The organism is Chromobacterium sp. Panama, from assembly GCF_003052555.1.
Taxonomy (GTDB): domain Bacteria; phylum Pseudomonadota; class Gammaproteobacteria; order Burkholderiales; family Chromobacteriaceae; genus Chromobacterium.
The window spans coordinates 1485530-1499099 of the sequence record NZ_QARX01000001.1 but is presented as its reverse complement, the minus strand read 5'-3'; the positions used below and the strand labels follow the sequence as shown (position 1 = coordinate 1499099).

The following is a 13570-nucleotide window of genomic DNA, read 5'->3' as shown; positions in this document are numbered from 1 at the left end:
AGACGCTCGGGCCACCCGCAACCACCGGCAAGTCCGCTGTTGCATTTCGCCGTATTGTAGGGGATAGCGCCCCCGCTGACCATGGATGGATACGCCCTTTGGCCCGCCTGCGCCCAAAAAGGCCTTGCGCCTGGCCTTGCGCCAACGATACCGTTAGCATAAGCCTACGCCACCGCATCGCCACGAGGATCGCATGACCGTTTTCAACGACTATGAACAATACGACGGCATTGGCCTGGCCCAGCTGATCGCCGGCGGCCAGATCAGCGCCGGCGAGGCCGCGGCCGCGGCCCAGGCACGGCTGGAGCGCTGGAATCCGGCGCTGAACGCGGTCTGCCTGCCGCTGCCGGAACAGGCTCAGGCCCAGTTGCGGCAAGCGCAAGGCGCCGGCCCGCTTGCCGGTTGCCCGATGCTGATCAAGGATTTGCTGGCCGACATCGCCGGCGTGCCCACTCGCAACGGCAGCCGCCTGTTCGACGGCTATGTCGCGCCGCGCGACGCCGACATCATCCAACGTTATCGCCAGGGCGGCCTGATCTTCATCGGCAAAACCGCCACGCCTGAACTGGGCCTCAGTCCCTACACCGAATCCGAGGTCTACGGCCTCAGCCGCAATCCCTGGGACCTGACCCGCACCCCGGGCGGCTCCAGCGGCGGCTCGGCCGCGGCGGTGGCCGCCGGCATCGTGCCCATCGCCCACGGCGGCGACGGCGGCGGCTCCATCCGCATTCCCGCCTCCAACTGCGGCGTGTTCGGCCTCAAGCCCAGCCGCGGACGCGGCCCGGCCGGACCGGACTACAGCGAGGGCTGGCAGGGCCTGGTCTGCCAACACGCGCTGACGCGCAGCGTGCGCGACAGCGCGGCGATGCTGGACCTGCTGGCCGGCGGCCCGCGCGGCGGCGAGGCCTATTACTGGCCGGCGCCGGAGCAAAGCTTTTTCGCCGCGCATCAGCGCGAGCCCGGCAAGCTGCGCGTCGCCTGGAGCAAGCGCCCCATCCTGGGCGGCGCGCTGCACCCGGACTGCGCCGCCGCGCTGGACGACGCGCTGGCCTTGCTGACCGAGCTGGGACACGAGGTGGAAGAAGCGTCGCCGCCGCTGGCGTCGCCGGAGGAATACAACCGCGCGATGCTGGCCATCATCTGCGGCGAGATGGCCGGCCTGCTGCGCGACATCGAGCGCCGCACCGGCAAACCGGCGCGCCACCAGCAACTGGAAGCGGCCAGCTGGGCGCTGGCGCGCTACGGCGAGCGGCTCAGCGCCGGTGAGCTGGCCTGGGCGCGCGGTTTCGCCTGGGAGCAGGCCCGGATCATGGAAACCTTCCACCAGCGCTACGACGCGCTGGCCACCCCGACCCTGAACCAGCCGCCCGCCCTCGTCGGCGGCCTGGGGCCCAGCGCCGCCGAAACCGCGATCTCGCGCTGGATGCTGGGCAAGCTGGGCTGGGACTGGACTTTGCGCTTCGGCCGGTTGATTCCGGCCACTTCGCGCCGTCTGATGGAGTATCTGGGCTGGACCATACCCTTCAATATGAGCGGACAGCCGGCAATGAGCGTGCCGCTGCACTGGAGCCAGGCCGGGCTGCCGATAGGCGTGCAATTCGTCGCGCGCTGCGGCGACGACCTGACCCTGCTGCGGCTGGCCCGCCAGTTGGAACAGGCCAGACCGTGGGCGCAACGGCGCCCGCCGGCCCCGCCTAGCGCTTGAAGCCGGCCAGAGCCGGCCCCAACTCGCCGGCCAGCCGGCGGCCCAGTTCGGTCACCAGCGTCTGCAGGCCGGCCGCGGCCGCTGCGGCGTCCGGCGTCGCCAAAGGCTGGCTCTGCAGGAAATAACCGCTGGCCAGCGGCCGTTTGTCGCCCTGCGTCGGCAACGCCTGCCAAGCCACTTCCAGCGAGGCGTCGCGCCCCGGACGCAGGCGCAGCTGGCGCACGTCCAGCAATAAGCGGACGTCCCCGCCGCCCATGCCCGGTTGCGGATAGGCGTAGATGCTGGCCAGACCCAGCGAGCGGGACAGGTCCGCCGCCACGGCTTGCGTCAGCATGCGGTCCAGCGGACCGGCCCAGCGCTGCAAGTCCAGCAATTCGACATTGCCGGCGGCGTCTTCCACCACCAGCTGGGGCCGCTCCAGCCCCGCGGGCAGGCTAGCCGGCCCCACCATCACGCTGACGCCCAGCACGGGGGTCGCGGCCGCCGTCGACAGCGCCGGCCGCAATTGATGGAAGGTGGTGGGCGGCGAGGCGCAGGCGCTTAGCAGCGCCAGCATGATCAAGCTCTGCGCGATGGATTTCATTTTTTCTCTCCCTTGCCGCGTATCAACGCTTCCGGATGGCGGTCCAGATAATCGGCCAGCGCGCGGAAGCTGCGCGCCGTTTCCGACACTTCCTGCGCCGCCGCGCGCACGTCCTGCTGCAGCGGCGAATCCGCCTGCATCGTCTGGCGCGTGCTTTCCAGCGTTTTCTGCAAGTCTTCCAGCGTTTTCACCGCCTGCGGCAGCACCTTGCCGTCCATGTTCTCGGACAGCTTGCGCATGCCGTCCAGCGTCTGGTGCAGCGATTTCAACGATTGATTCAGCTCCTCGCCTATGCTGTCGAACGGCACCTTGTCCAGCCGGCGCGCAATGCGCTGCAATACCCGCTGCAGTTCTTCCAGATCGCCCGGCAGCGTCGGCAACTCGGTCATGCCGTTGCGCACCGCCACCTTGGCCGGCTTGGCCTCGGGGAAAAAGTCCAGCGCCACGTAAAGCTGACCGGTGATCAGGCTGCCGGAGCGCAGCTGGGCGCGCAGGCCGTTGCGCACCAGAGATTCCACGGAAATCTTGGCCGACAGACTGTGATCGCCGGACAGGGTGTTGAGCCGGCTGGGATAGGTGCGGATGTCCACCGTCATGTCGAAGTCCTTGCGCGCCGCCGCGTATTCGATGCCGATGGCGGTGACTTCGCCAAAGGTGATGCCGCGGAAATCCACCGGCGCGCCCACGGTCAGGCCGCGCACCGACTGCCGGAACTTCAGCCGGAAGGACTGGGTTTCCCGGTCGCGGTTCTGCAGCGCCTTCTCTCGGGTTTCGTTGAGCAGAAATAAGTATTTGGCGTCCGGCGCCTTGTCCGGCCCGTCGCTAAGCGGGGTTTCGAAAGCGATGCCGCCCAAGGCGATCGCCGCCAAGGATTGGGTGTTGACGCTCAGGCCGTTGGCGCCGATGGCCACGTCGATGCCGCTGGCGTGCCAGAAGCGGCTGTTGACGGTGACGAAGTGATCATAAGGCGCGTTGACGAATACCGACAGCTTCACCGCGCTGCCGGCCGGGTCCAGCTCATAGCCCACCACCTGCCCCACCGGCACGCGGCGGAAATACACCGGCGAGCCGGCATTGAGCGAACCCAGATTATCCGAACGCAACACAAACATCTTGCCCGGCAGGTCCGCGTTGATGATGGGCGGCACTTCCAGGCCCTTGAACTCGGTGCGGCGCTCCTTGCTCTTGCCCACGTCCATGCCGATGTAGGAACCGCCCAGCACCGTGCCCAGACCGGACACGCTGCCGCCGGAGATGCGCGGCCGCACCACCCAGAAACGGCTGTCCGCCACCAGGTAATCGTCCACGTTCTTGCTCAGCTCCGCGGTGACCAGGATGGATTGACGATCCGGGCTCACCGACACCGCCTTCACCTCGCCTATCTCCACGTCCTTGTACTTGATCCGGGTTTTGCCCGCCTCCAGCCCTTCCGCGTTCTGGAAGGCGATGGTGATGGTGGGCCCGCGCGACAAGACCGCGCTCACCGCCAGCCAGCCGCCTATCACCGCCGCCACCACCGGAATCAGCCACACCAGCGACGGCGACCAGCGCCGCCGCTTCACCGGCACCGCGGCCGGCAAGTCCTCGCCGGCTGCGGCCGGTTTTTCGGGTTGATCACTGCTCATCGTCTTCCTTTACCTGATCCCAGATCAGCCTGGGATCGAAACTCATCGCCGCCACCATGGTCAGCACCACCACCGTGCCGAAGGCGATCGCCCCCGGCCCGGCCTTGATCGACGCCAGCGACTGCCATTGCACCAGCGCCACCATCAGGGCCACCACGTAAATGTCCAACATCGACCACGGGCCGATCACCTCCACCACCCGATACAGCCGCGTGCGTTGCCGCGGCGCCCAGCCGGAACCCAGCTGCACCGTCACCAGCAAGAGCAGCAAGGCCAGAATCTTCAACAGCGGCACCAGCACGCTGGCGGTGAACACCACCAGCGCCAGCGGCCAGGAGCCGGATTTCCACAAATACACCACCCCGCTCATGATGGTGTCGTTCTGCATGCCCATGATGGTGGAGGTTTCCATGATAGGCAGCAGATTGGCGGGCAGATAGGCCACCATCGCCGCCAGCAGCAAGGCCCAGCTGCGCTGCAGGCTGTGCGGCTTGCGCGAGTGCAGCGCGGCGTGGCAGCGCGGGCAGGATTGGGCGCCTTCTCCGGCCCGGCACAGCAGCCCGCAGCCGTGGCACAGCCACAGGCCGGACTGCGCGGCGGTTTTCACGCGGTAGTCCGACATTGCTGACAACGCTCCCACAAGTCTTCCGGATTGAAACGACTGGCGCTGGCCGCCATCAACACGATCAAGGCGAACAAGGCCATCAGGCCCACGCCCACGTGCACGGTGGCCAGGCTGACCAGTTTGACCAGGGACACCAGGATGCCCAGCAAAAACACTTCCACCATGCACCACGGGCGGGTCAGTATCTTCAGCCGCATCAGCCAGGGAAAGCCGCGCGGCACATGGCCGAAGGCCAGCGGCAGCCGCACATAGAGCATGCTGCCCAGCTCCAGCGACGGCATCACGATGCCGGTGAACATCACCAGCATCGCCACCGACAACATGCCCTGGCGCTCCAGCGCCACCACCGTCTGCCACAAGGTGGCCGCGCTGCGGGCTCCGGCGGCCTCCAGGGTCACCACCGGATAGACGTTGGCCAGCAGAAAGGCGATCACCCCGGTCAGCAGCAGCGCCAGTTCGGCGTCCTGCCGCTGCGCGCCGTAACGGCGCACCAAAGCGCCGCAGCGCGGGCAGCACGTCCGGCCCTCCCCCTTCAACGCCACCCGCATCAGTAGATCGCAATCGTGGCAGGCGGTCAGCTTGGAATCGGCGTCCGGCCGCGTCATCAGTAGCCGCCTTTCGCCTTGCGCTCGGCGGTGAAGCTCCACCACGGCCGCGCCTCGTCGCTGTCCATGTAATGGACCACCGACATCAGCGTATCCAGCACGCACGGGTCCTGCCGGGTTCCGGTCAGTTCGCACAAACGGTGGTACAGCCGCAAAGGCTCGGCGCCGCGCAATTGGCGCGGCTCTTCGATGCCGAGCAAGCGCAAATCTTCGGCCAGGCTGGGGCCGATATTGGGCAGCTCGCGCAAATGCCGCGCCCGCGCCGCGGGCGGACAACGTGATGGATGCATAAACTCTCTGCGCAGATGGCGACAACCCGCATCATAAAGGAGGCCGCGCCAGAGTTCAAAAGCCGGCCCGGCCCGGAGGCCGTTCAACATCCCGAGAATTAGGCGAGACAAGGAGGGAGGAAAGGAAGAAACGGAAGGGAGGCGGCGCATGCGCCTTGCGCAACGGCGCCCGCCGCGCCCGGTCCAGCACGGCGGACTTGAACAGACGCTCAGCCGTGGAAGATGTCCCAGCCCAGCTTGAGGATCAAGGTGCTGGTCAACAGCAGGAACAGCACCCGCACAAAGCCGGTGCCCTTCTTCATCGCCACCCAGGTGCCCACCGTCGCGCCGGCCATATTGCACACCGCCATCGGCAGCGCGTACTGGAACAGCACATGGCCGGCGGGGATGAAGAACAGCAGCGCCGCGCAGTTGGTGGTCAGGTTCACCACCTTGGCCGAGGCCGAGGCGTGCAGAAAATCGAAAGCGAAGAAGCGGATGAACAAAAACATCAGAAAGCTGCCGGTGCCGGGGCCGAACAGGCCGTCGTAAAAACCGATGGCGCCGCCGATGGCCATGCCTATCGCCATTTCGCGCCGGCCTATCGCCACCGGCTTGTGCAGGGAGCCGAAGTCCTTCTTCCACAAGGTGTACACCGCCATCACCACCAGGAGCGCCAACACCAGGGGGCGCAGCACGGCCTTGTCGATCAGGCTGACCGTGGCCGCGCCGGCAATGGACATGAAGAAGGCCGCCACCGCCGCCGGCAGCACCAAGCGCCACGGCACCTTGACCCGCTTCAGATAGGACCGCGCGGCGGACAGCGTGCCCATGGCCGCCGCCAGCTTATTGGTGCCGAACACCGTGGCCGGCGCCAGATTGGGCAAGGCGCTGAACAGGGCCGGAATCTGAATCAGGCCGCCGCCGCCCACCGCCGCGTCCACCAGGCCGGCGGCGAAGGCAATCACGCACAAAAAACTCAAGGTCAACAGCATCCACTTCTCCCGGCTCCGCGCCGCTTACAGTTAGGACAAGATTCTATGCCTTGCCAGCCAAGCGTGCTTGCAATACCGTATTGCGAAAATCGCAATCAGAATGCCGGGGCCGGGATGAAATCATTATGGGAATTGCGCGTGTTCTGCGCGGTGGTGGAAAGAAAAAGCTTTGTCGCCGCCGCGCGCCAGCTGGGCACATCGCCCAGCAGCGCCACCCGCGCGGTGCAGACGCTGGAAGAAGCGCTGGGCGGCAGCCTGCTGGCGCGCTCGCAAAAACAGGTCAATCTGACCCTGGCCGGCGAAAGCTATTACGCCGCGGCGCGCAAGATGCTGGACCTGCAGGAAGAAGCCGAGGACGAGCTGGCGGCCTTGAGCGAGGCGCCGCGCGGCCTGCTGCGCTTTTCCGCGCCGGAGGCGATGAGCCACGCTCTGTTGCCGCCGGTGCTGACCCGCATGGCCGACGCCAACCCGGAGCTGCGCTTCGACGTGCTGTACAGCGACACCATACTGGACCCGATACGCGAGAAGCTGGACTTCAGCATCCGCGGCGCCTTCCCCGCCTCCAGCGAGCTGATCGGCTACCCGCTGTGGGATTACCAGCGCCACCTCTACGCCAGCCCGGCCTATGTCGAGCGCCACGGCGCGCCGCAAACGCCGGAACAACTGCCGGAGCACCGGGTGCTGATCCACTCCGCGCCGCGCGTGCTGAAAGCCTGGAACTTCGTGTCCGCCGGCCACCAGCTCAGCCTCAATCTGACGCCCTGGCACCGCGTCAGCTCCGGCAGCGCCGTGCTCCACGCCGTGCTGGCCGGCCTGGGCGTCGCCCGCCTGGGAGACTGGCTGGCCGAGCCGCTGGTGCGCGCCGGCCAGCTGCTGCGGCTGTGTCCGGATTACCGCATCGTCTCCAGCCACGGCGACAATCCGCAGATGCACGCCGTCTTCGCCAACCGCCGCATTCCGCGCAAAGCCCGGCTATTGCTGGAGGAGGTGCGCGCGGCCGCCCGCGACGCCGGCTACGGGCTTAAAGCGCGCTGAACCATAAAAAAACGGAAGCCAAAGCTTCCGTTTCGATCGTGCTCACCATGGCCCGGAACACCGGCCCGCCATGGCCCCGCTCAACCCACCCAGCGGCGGGCGGCGGCGAACATCCGGTACCAAGCGCCGTTCTCGCCCCAATCCGCCGGGTGCCAGCTGTTCTGCACCGTGCGGAACACCCGTTCCGGGTGCGGCATCATGATGGTGAAGCGGCCGTCGGCCGTGGTCACCCCGGTGATGCCCGCCGGCGAGCCGTTGGGGTTCAGCGGATAGGTCTGGGTGGCGCGGCCGTCGAAATCGACATAGCGCAACGCCGTCAGCGCCTGCTCCTGCGCGCCCGGCGCGAACACCGCGCGGCCCTCGCCGTGGCTGACCACCACCGGCAGCTGGCTGCCCACCATATCGCCCAGGAAGATGGACGGCGAGGCCGTCACTTCCACCATGGCGAAGCGCGCCTCGAACTGCTCGGAAGCGTTGCGGTGGAACTTGGGCCAGTGTTCGGCGCCCGGGATGATGGACGACAGATTGGACATCATCTGACAGCCGTTGCACACGCCCAGCGCGAAAGTGTCGCCGCGGCCGAAGAAGGCCTCGAACTGATCGCGGGCGCGCGGATTGAACAGAATGCTCTTGGCCCAGCCTTCGCCGGCGCCCAGCACGTCGCCGTAGCTGAAGCCGCCGCAGGCGGCCAGGCCCTTGAAGTCCGCCAGCGACACGCGGCCGCTGATGACGTCGCTCATATGCACGTCCACAGTGTCGAAACCAGCGCGGTCGAAAGCGGCCGCCATCTCCAGCTGACCGTTGACGCCCTGCTCGCGCAGCACCGCCAGGCGCGGACGCGCGCCGCCGGCGACGAAGGGCGCCGCCGGATCAGCGTGCACGTCGAAGCTCAGCTTGGCGCTCAGGCCCGGCGCTTTCGGGCTGGAACGCAGCAGGTGTTCGCTGTCGGCGCAGGCCGGATTGTCGCGCAGGCGCTGCATGCGGGCGCTGGTCTCGGACCATTCGCGGTGCAGATCGGAACGGCTCTCGTTGAACAACTCCACGCCGCGGTGCTTGATCACCAGACGGTCCTTGTTGTTCACGCGGCCGATCACGAACAGCTCGCGGCCGATGCCGGCCTTCATGAAGCGCGAAATCACTTCCGGCGTGTCGGATTTCTTCACCTGCAACACCGCGCCCAGCTCTTCATTGAACAGCACCCGCATCAGGCGGCCATGGGTGGCGGCTTCCTGAGTGGGCTGCACGAAGTCGTCGATGATGCGCTGGGTGTTCTTGCGCTCGATCACCAGTTCCTGCAGATCGATGGTGACGCCGATATGGCCGGCGAACATCATTTCCGACAAGGTCACGAACAGGCCGCCGTCGGAGCGGTCGTGATAGGCCAGCAACATATCGTCGCGCAACAGCGTCTGCACGGTGTTGAAGAAGGCCGCCAACTGGTGCGGGCTTTCCACGTCCGGCGCCTTGCCTTCCATCGCCTTCCATACCTGGCCGTAGATGGAACCGCCCAGACGGCAGCGGCCGTAGCCCAGGTCGATCAGGATCAGATCGGTGTCCTTGTCCTCTTTCAGCTCCGGCGTCGCGGTTTTGCGCACGTCTTCCACCGGGGAGAAAGCGGAAATGATCAGCGACAGCGGCGCGGTCACCGCCTTCTTCTCGCCGGCCTCTTCCCACACCGTCTTCATCGACAAGGAGTCCTTGCCCACCGGGATGCTGATGCCCAGGTCCTGGCTCAGCTTGGACACCGCGTCCACCGTGCGGTACAGGCGCGCTTCCTCGCCCGGGTGGCCGGCGGCGGCCATCCAGTTGGCGGACAGCTTGACGTTGCCCAGGTGGCCGACAAAAGAGGCGGCGATATTGGTCAGCGCCTCGCCTATCGCCATGCGGCCGGAGGCCGGCGCGTCGAACAACGCGGTGGGCGTGCGTTCGCCCATCGCCATCGCTTCGCCGCGGTAGGTGTTGAAACCCATGGTGGTGACGGCCACGTCCGCCACCGGCACCTGCCAGCGGCCCACCATCTGATCGCGCGCGGTCATGCCGCCCACGGTGCGGTCGCCGATGGTGATCAGGAAGGATTTGTCCGCCACCGTCGGGTTGCGCAGCACGCGCAGCGCGGTTTCCTTCAATTCAAAACGCGAGGCGTCGAAGATGGCCAGATCGCGTTCGCGAGTGGCTACGTCGCGGGTCATCCGCGGCGGCTTGCCCAGCAACACCTCCAGCGGCATGTCCACCGGCTTGTTGTCGAAGTGATCGTCGCGCACTTGCAGATGGCCGTCGTCGGTGGCCACGCCCAGCACCGCGAACGGGCAGCGCTCGCGTTCGCACAGCGCGGTGAAGCGTTCCAGATCCTGCGGCAGCACCGCCATCACATAGCGCTCCTGCGACTCGTTGGACCAGATCTGCATCGGCGTCATGCCCTTTTCTTCCAGGTGCACTTTGCGCAAATGGAAGACGGCGCCGCGGCCGGCGTCGTTCACCAGCTCCGGGAAGGCGTTGGACAGACCGCCGGCGCCCACGTCGTGAATCGACACGATGGGGTTGGCGTCGCCCATCTGCCAGCAGCGGTCGATCACTTCCTGGCAACGGCGTTCGATTTCCGGGTTGCCGCGCTGTACCGAGTCGAAGTCCAGATCCGCGCTGTTGGCGCCGGTGTCCATCGACGAGGCCGCGCCGCCGCCCAGGCCGATCAACAGGCTGGGGCCGCCCAGCTGAATCAGCAGCGCGCCTTCCGGAATCTCGTTCTTGTGGATTTGCTGCTGCTGGATATTGCCCAGGCCGCCGGCGATCATGATCGGCTTGTGATAGCCGCGCATCTCGCCTTCCACCACTTCTTCGAAGGTGCGGAAATAGCCGGTCAGATTGGGACGGCCGAACTCATTATTGAACGCCGCGCCGCCGATAGGGCCTTCCAGCATGATCTGCAAGGCGGAGGCGATGCGCTCCGGCTTGCCGTATTGCGCCGCTACATCGCTGTAACGCTCCCACGGCTGCACAAAGCCGGGGATGTTCAGATTGGACACGGTGAAACCGGTCATGCCGGCCTTGGGACGCGAGCCGCGGCCAGTGGCGCCCTCGTCGCGGATTTCGCCGCCGTTGCCGGTGGACGCGCCGGCGAACGGCGAAATCGCCGTCGGGTGGTTATGGGTTTCCACCTTCATCAGAATATCGGTGGGCTCGCTGTGGTAAGCGTAGCCGTGGCCTTCCGGCTGCGGATAGAAGCGCTCGATGAAAGCGCCTTCGATCACCGAGGCGTTGTCCTTGTACGCCACCAGCGTGCCTTGCGGATTGGCGTCGTGGGTGTCCCGGATCATGCGGAACAGCGACTTTTCCTGCTCCTCGCCGTCGATGATGAATTTGGCGTTGAAGATCTTGTGGCGGCAGTGCTCGGAGTTGGCCTGCGCGAACATCATCAATTCCACGTCGGTGGGATTGCGGCGCATCTTGGTGAAGTTTTCCACCAGATATTCCACTTCGTCCTCGGACAGGGCCAGGCCCAGATCGGCGTTGGCCGCCTCCAGCGCCGCGCGGCCGCCGGCGAGGATGTCCACGCTGCTCATCGGCTGCGGATCTTGATGGACAAACAGGCGAGCGGCGTCGTCCAGCGAGGCCAACACCGTTTCCGTCATCCTATCGTGCAAGAGGCCCGTCAAAATATGACGAGCCTCTTCATTTAAAGATTGTTGCGCGGACTTAACCCAGAAGGCGGTGCCGCGTTCGATGCGGTAAATCCCTCCCAACCCGCAGTGCTGGGCGATATCGGTGGCCTTGGAGGCCCAGGGCGACAAAGTGCCCAATCGCGGCGTCACCAGAAACAGTTCGCCATCCGGCTGGCCGGCCAACGGCGCTTCGCCGTAACTCAGCAACTTGCCCAAGGTGGCCTGCTCTTCCAGCGTCAGTTCGGTTTCGCTTTCGGCGAAATGCCAAAATTCGGCACTGATGCTGAGGTCCGGCAGCCCGGCTTCGGCGGCTGCGGCAAGCAGTTTTTCAAGACGGAACGGCGACAGCGCAACGCCGCCACGGAGCTTGGTAAGGTAAGACATTAGACACCCGCGACAAGTATCAGGAAAGCGCGTCATAATACAGCAATTCACTGTTTGTTTTAAGCGGCTAATTGCCCGGATGTCCGCCGCTTAATAAAATAATCCGCATTTAGACAGCATTTCTTCTCATCAGCAAGGAGCTTCCAGCATGAAAAAGGTTGAAGCCGTGATCAAGCCGTTCAAACTGGACGAGGTGCGCGAGGCCCTGTCCGAGCTGGGCATCAACGGCCTGACCGTCACCGAGGTCAAGGGCTTTGGCCGCCAGAAGGGCCATACCGAGCTCTATCGCGGCGCCGAATACGTGGTGGACTTTTTACCCAAGGTGAAAGTGGAAGTGATCCTGCCGGACGACCTGGTGGAGCGCGCCATCGAAACCATCGTCGCCACCGCCCGCACCGGCAAGATAGGCGACGGCAAGATCTTCGTCACCCCGGTGGAGCAAGTGGTGCGCATCCGCACCGGCGAAACCAACGAACAGGCGATTTAAGCCCACCGGCAAGCGCCGGAACCCGTTCTCCAAGGCCCCGCTTCCGCGGGGCCTTGTCATTTAATCCAAAGGCCCGAACAGGCAGGTATGCGTATCCTGCCCCGCGGCCACCACCTTGCCGTCCCCGGACATGACGATGTGGCTGCTGCTCCTCTCCTCGCCCGGGCAGAACAGGCGCTGCGTCTTGGGCGCGCCAAAGCGCCAGCGTAAAGTGGCGTAGCCGCCCTGCTCCGGCTGGGTGGAGATGCCCGCCACCACGCGGCCGTCCTGACTATAAGCGGTCAGCGTCAGATCGCCGATCACCGGCGAGAACGGCGCCAGCTTGCCGTTTTCCAAGCGCAGCGGGTGTTCTCCGTCCATAGCGGACGCGCTCAGCCATACGCGGCGGCCATCCTCGGAAACCGAACGCAAGAACATCCCCAGGCTCTCCTTGCGGGTTTCCGCGCGCACCGCCGCCTCCAGATCCGCCTCGCCCTCCGGCGAGATTTGCACCAAGGCGCGCCTATGGTCGTTTTCCCGGTCAAAGGACACAAAAACCGTGCGCCCGTCCGCGGACAAGCCCTCCAACACCGACTTGGCGCGGATCACACTAACACCCTCGCCCCCACGCCAACGCACGGCGTCGCTTTCCGTGAAGATCTTCCCGTCTGCGCCGCTCATGCCGGCCCAGGCCAACACCTGAGCGTCGCGCTGCGCGCCATCCATCTTGCCTTCCGCCTCGACCGGCCACGGCAAGGGCTCGCGCCGGCTTGGCTTACCCTCGTCCGAGTTCCAGACAAAGCCGTGCCACATGCCGGTGTCGGCATGCTTGAAGTAGCCGGCCACATCGCCGCGCCCCAGATGGACGCCGGAAACATGCAGCTGAGTCGCCACGCCATCGCTCATCAGCGGGCTTTCATTCATGAAATCTTGCATGCGCCGCATCCGTCGCAGCGTGTCCAGATCGCCGCGCAGGGCGATGCCGGCCGTTACGGCCCCATCCGCGCTCAGCGCCAGCGGCAGACTCATGGGCTCCGGCAACAAGCTGAAGCCCTTGCCCTCCACCCATTGGAAGCCGCGCGGCATGGCTCCTTTATCGCTCAGCAGCCAGCCAATCACCGTGCGGCCGTCGGCGCTGATGTCGGTGACGCCGGACAGCCAGGCCTGGCCGGCAGGCACCAGCGTTTCCAACGTCCCGCCGCGCCGCCAGCGCACCGCCTCCAGCTTGCCGTCCCCGCCGCTTCCAAAAGCCAAGGTCAGGCCGTCTCGCGACATCGCCACATAGCTGGCGGTGAAATAGCCGCCCTTGGGCAAAGGCAAGGCCGCCTCCATTCCCCCCTGACGCAAGCTCAGGCCATTGGCCGAACGCAGCGCCCACAGCTCATGCCAGGGAAAACGCAGCTTGAGCGCGTCGATCAAACCCATGGCGGAATCGTTCAGTTCGCCGCTGCCGGCGCTCAGCAATTGCGCCGAGCCGTCGTAGGACAGCTTTTCCGGGTAACGCGCTTTCAATAGGACGAAGTCTGGTTTTGCGGCGGCGGCAAGCGGCGCGCACAAGACGGCCAGCGCCAATAGGGAGGCGAAGGTTTTGGACATGGCTAATTATGATTATCAGCTTAAAG

11 protein-coding genes are annotated in these 13570 nt (G+C 65.9%); 3 read left to right on the top strand and 8 right to left on the bottom strand.

Going from position 1 to position 13570, the window contains the following annotated elements:
- Nucleotides 1-193 precede the first annotated feature (193 nt).
- Nucleotides 194-1705, top strand: a complete 1512-nt coding sequence (locus DB032_RS06825; protein ID WP_107798806.1) for an amidase — start codon at nt 194-196, stop codon at nt 1703-1705.
- Here the strand turns inward: DB032_RS06825 and DB032_RS06820 are convergent.
- The 6 genes from DB032_RS06820 to DB032_RS06795 all read right to left on the bottom strand — a co-directional run bounded on the left by DB032_RS06820 (nt 1695) and on the right by DB032_RS06795 (nt 6407).
- Entirely contained in the window at nt 1695-2288 is a 594-nt protein-coding gene (locus DB032_RS06820) for a membrane integrity-associated transporter subunit PqiC (RefSeq protein ID WP_107798805.1), read from the bottom strand. The genes DB032_RS06825 and DB032_RS06820 overlap by 11 nt on opposite strands.
- A complete protein-coding gene (locus DB032_RS06815) occupies nt 2285-3913 on the bottom strand; it encodes an intermembrane transport protein PqiB (protein WP_107798804.1) in 1629 nt (542 codons plus the stop codon). The genes DB032_RS06820 and DB032_RS06815 overlap by 4 nt, the downstream gene beginning before the upstream one ends.
- Complete coding sequence (locus DB032_RS06810; protein WP_107798803.1) at nt 3903-4535, bottom strand: paraquat-inducible protein A; 633 nt, start codon at nt 4533-4535, stop codon at nt 3903-3905. The genes DB032_RS06815 and DB032_RS06810 overlap by 11 nt, the downstream gene beginning before the upstream one ends.
- Entirely contained in the window at nt 4517-5143 is a 627-nt protein-coding gene (locus DB032_RS06805; RefSeq protein WP_107798802.1) for a paraquat-inducible protein A, read from the bottom strand. The genes DB032_RS06810 and DB032_RS06805 overlap by 19 nt, the downstream gene beginning before the upstream one ends.
- Entirely contained in the window at nt 5143-5433 is a 291-nt protein-coding gene (locus DB032_RS06800; RefSeq protein WP_107798801.1) for a helix-hairpin-helix domain-containing protein, read from the bottom strand. Before DB032_RS06800 ends, DB032_RS06805 begins: the two co-directional genes overlap by 1 nt.
- A 209-nt stretch (nt 5434-5642) precedes the next feature.
- Complete coding sequence (locus DB032_RS06795; protein WP_197081470.1) at nt 5643-6407, bottom strand: TSUP family transporter; 765 nt, start codon at nt 6405-6407, stop codon at nt 5643-5645.
- A 114-nt stretch (nt 6408-6521) separates the two neighbouring features.
- Here DB032_RS06795 and DB032_RS06790 point away from each other — a divergent pair, with 114 nt between their 5' ends.
- Nucleotides 6522-7442 (top strand): LysR family transcriptional regulator, encoded by a 921-nt coding sequence (locus DB032_RS06790; protein WP_107798800.1) that lies wholly within the window; start codon nt 6522-6524, stop codon nt 7440-7442.
- A gap of 80 nt (nt 7443-7522) precedes the next feature.
- Here the strand turns inward: DB032_RS06790 and purL are convergent, their stop codons facing one another.
- On the bottom strand, nt 7523-11482 hold the full coding sequence (gene purL / locus DB032_RS06785) for a phosphoribosylformylglycinamidine synthase (protein ID WP_107798799.1): 3960 nt from the start codon (nt 11480-11482) through the stop codon (nt 7523-7525).
- Between the two features lie 148 nt (nt 11483-11630).
- Here purL and DB032_RS06780 point away from each other — a divergent pair, with 148 nt between their 5' ends.
- Complete coding sequence (locus DB032_RS06780; RefSeq protein WP_019100167.1) at nt 11631-11969, top strand: P-II family nitrogen regulator; 339 nt, start codon at nt 11631-11633, stop codon at nt 11967-11969.
- Nucleotides 11970-12029: 60 nt separating this feature from the next.
- Here the strand turns inward: DB032_RS06780 and DB032_RS06775 are convergent, their stop codons facing one another.
- A complete protein-coding gene (locus DB032_RS06775) occupies nt 12030-13544 on the bottom strand; it encodes a hypothetical protein (protein WP_107798798.1) in 1515 nt (504 codons plus the stop codon).
- Nucleotides 13545-13570 lie beyond the last annotated feature (26 nt).

Excerpts from the sequence above, each read along its gene's own strand:
- DB032_RS06825 (WP_107798806.1), top strand. The coding sequence starts at position 194 with ATGACCGTTTTCAACGACTATGAACAATACGACGGCATTGGCCTGGCC.
- DB032_RS06820 (WP_107798805.1), bottom strand. The coding sequence starts at position 2,288 with ATGAAATCCATCGCGCAGAGCTTGATCATGCTGGCGCTGCTAAGCGCC.
- DB032_RS06815 (WP_107798804.1), bottom strand. The coding sequence starts at position 3,913 with ATGAGCAGTGATCAACCCGAAAAACCGGCCGCAGCCGGCGAGGACTTG.
- DB032_RS06810 (WP_107798803.1), bottom strand. The coding sequence starts at position 4,535 with ATGTCGGACTACCGCGTGAAAACCGCCGCGCAGTCCGGCCTGTGGCTG.
- DB032_RS06805 (WP_107798802.1), bottom strand. The coding sequence starts at position 5,143 with ATGACGCGGCCGGACGCCGATTCCAAGCTGACCGCCTGCCACGATTGC.
- DB032_RS06800 (WP_107798801.1), bottom strand. The coding sequence starts at position 5,433 with ATGCATCCATCACGTTGTCCGCCCGCGGCGCGGGCGCGGCATTTGCGC.
- DB032_RS06795 (WP_197081470.1), bottom strand. The coding sequence starts at position 6,407 with ATGCTGTTGACCTTGAGTTTTTTGTGCGTGATTGCCTTCGCCGCCGGC.
- DB032_RS06790 (WP_107798800.1), top strand. The coding sequence starts at position 6,522 with ATGAAATCATTATGGGAATTGCGCGTGTTCTGCGCGGTGGTGGAAAGA.
- purL (WP_107798799.1), bottom strand. The coding sequence starts at position 11,482 with ATGTCTTACCTTACCAAGCTCCGTGGCGGCGTTGCGCTGTCGCCGTTC.
- DB032_RS06780 (WP_019100167.1), top strand. The coding sequence starts at position 11,631 with ATGAAAAAGGTTGAAGCCGTGATCAAGCCGTTCAAACTGGACGAGGTG.
- DB032_RS06775 (WP_107798798.1), bottom strand. The coding sequence starts at position 13,544 with ATGTCCAAAACCTTCGCCTCCCTATTGGCGCTGGCCGTCTTGTGCGCG.